Source organism: Aquabacterium sp. UBA2148, from assembly GCF_002328915.1.
GTDB classification, from domain to species: Bacteria; Pseudomonadota; Gammaproteobacteria; order Burkholderiales; family Burkholderiaceae_C; genus Aquabacterium; species Aquabacterium parvum.
This window is the reverse complement of sequence record NZ_DCXA01000222.1, coordinates 1,246-3,435: the sequence shown is the minus strand read 5'-3', so window position 1 is coordinate 3,435 and position 2,190 is coordinate 1,246. Positions and strand designations below refer to the sequence as shown.

Here is a 2,190-nt window from a genome sequence, read left to right as displayed (position 1 = left end):
GCGCCGCGAACCGTGAAACAGTTCGCGTCCAAGCTGCCTTTATGGGCTTTCAGCGAGGGATGAAGCGCCGCCTGACCACCGGCCCGCCCGGGCGCAGCAGGCCCTGGGCTTTGCGGAACTCGCTGGGCGGCACGCCCTTCCAGCGGCGGAAGGCCTCGATGAAGGTGGTGACGTCGGCGTAGCCCAGGCGCTCGGCGATTTCCGAGTGCGTGAGGGAAGCGGTGGTCATCAGCTCTTCGGCCAGGGTGGAGCGCACCTCTTCAAGCAAGGTGCGAAAGGACGCGCCCTCGGTGGTGAGGTGGCGGCGCAGCGTGCGCGAGGTGATGTTCATCTCGGCGGCGATGGCTTCCATGTCCGGGATGCGGCCGGGCGTGCGCATCAGGCGGTCGCGCACCTGGGCGGCCACGCCGGTGCGGCTGCTGCGTGCGTCGACCAGCTTCTTGCACATCTGCTCGCACAGGGCGGCGGTGTGTGGGTCGGCCTGGGGCAGCGGCTCGTGCATCAGCGAGGCGGCGAAGACGCTGCGGTCGTGCGCCTGGCCGAACTGCGGGCGCACGCCGAAGAGCTCGGTGTAGGCCTGGGTGAGTTCGGCCGAGGGCTCGGCGCGGCGCATTTGCACCGCCTGGTAGGGCATGGGCTGGCCCAGGATCTCGCGCTGCAAGGTGAGCACGGCGGCGCGGTCGCGGTCGACGATGAACTGACGAACCTCGGGTGGCAGGTGGTCGGCGTGGTAGGTCACGAACACCTGCTCGCCCACCTGCTCGACCTCGTTGGTGGTCAGCGAGAAGGTCTGGTTGAGCATGCGCGAGGCCATGCTCACGGCCATGCCCAGCGTGGGGCTGGAGAGCACGGCGTAGCCCCACAGGCCGTAGGTGGTGACGTGGTAGCGGCAGCCGGCTTCGATGCCCAGCGTGGGCACGTGGGGCAGGGTGCTGATCAGGTTGCGGATGACCTGGATTTCTTGCTGGGCTTCGATCTCGCCCTTGGGGTCTTCCAGCTGGGCGCGGCTCAGGCCGGTGTGCAGCAGGAGCTGTTCCAGGCTCAGGCCATGGTCCTGGCCGAGTTGGCACAACACACGGGCCGTGGCCATGCCTCGGCGGAAATCCCACAACTGCCTGGGAAGGCTTTTGGCGTTCATGGCCACATCCAAACGAGTCACATTCTCATCCGATTATGTCCGAGGCTCCAAAGACCTTGGTCGTCCAATTGTTGTCCAACTGAACAATACCGTGAGATTCGTCAGGTGTTCGTCGATTCAACCCTTGCGGACGATGGCCAGGCCCTTGAGGTATTCGCCTTCGGGGAAGGTGATGGTGGTCGGGTGGTCGCAGGTGGCCTCCAGGCGGCGCAGCAGGTAGCCGTCGACCTGGGCGTCCAGGCCGGCGCCCGCGACGATTTTGTGAAAGAGGTCGGCGCTGATGCCGCCCGAGCAGGAGAAGGTCAGCAGCAGGCCGCCTGGGTTCAGCAGCTTGAGGGCCAGCCGGTTGATGTCCTTGTAGGCGCGGCTGGCGCGGTCGGCGTGGGCGGCGCTGGGGGCGAATTTCGGGGGGTCGAGCACGATGGCGTCGAAGCTGCGGCCTTCTTGCAGGAACTGGCGCAGCGTGGCGTTGACGTCGGCATCCAGCGCGGTGTGCGCAGCGGGGTCGAAGCCGTTGAGGGCGACGTGGTTCGTGGCGCGCACCAAAGCGGGGCCTGATGAGTCGACGCTGGTGACCTGCGATGCGCCGCCGGCCAGGGCGGCCACGCTGAAGCCGCCGGTGTAGCTGTAGCAATTGAGCACGGTCTGGCATCCCAGCTCGCGCACCAGTTTGGCGAACAGGCCGCGGTTGTCGCGCTGGTCGAGGTAGTAGCCGGTCTTGTGGCCCTCGGCGACGTCGAGCGTGAGCTTCCAGCCGTTTTCGTCGATGGTGACTTCGGTGGGGCGCTGGTGGCCGCTGGGGGCATCGGGGTGGCGCAACCAGCCGGTGACCGGCGCCAGGCCTTCGAGGCCACGCACGCTGACGTCGGAGCGCTCGTAAATGAAGGGGCAGCCGGTGGCCGCGACGAGTGCGTCGGCGATGGCGTTCTTCCAGCGCTCGGTGCCGCAGCTCAGGAACTGCGCCGAAAGCACGTCGTCGTACTGGTCGACGACGAGGCCGGGCAGGCCATCGGCTTCGCCGTGGATCAGGCGCACGCCGTTGGAGGCGATGG

General features: G+C 67.5%; 2 protein-coding genes. Both read right to left on the bottom strand.

The window, feature by feature from the left end; translation table 11 throughout:
• Positions 1-49: 49 nt before the first annotated feature.
• On the bottom strand, positions 50-1,138 hold the full coding sequence (locus B2W70_RS12555) for an AraC family transcriptional regulator (protein WP_286746138.1): 1,089 nt from the start codon (positions 1,136-1,138) through the stop codon (positions 50-52).
• A 117-nt stretch (positions 1,139-1,255) separates the two neighbouring features.
• Positions 1,256-2,190, bottom strand: a 935-nt coding sequence (locus B2W70_RS12550; RefSeq protein ID WP_286746136.1) for a class I SAM-dependent rRNA methyltransferase, incomplete at its 5' end; no start/stop codon positions are given.

Bases quoted from the DNA above. Each gene is read 5' to 3' on its own strand.
- B2W70_RS12555 (WP_286746138.1), bottom strand. From the start codon at position 1,138: ATGAACGCCAAAAGCCTTCCCAGGCAGTTGTGGGATTTCCGCCGAGGC.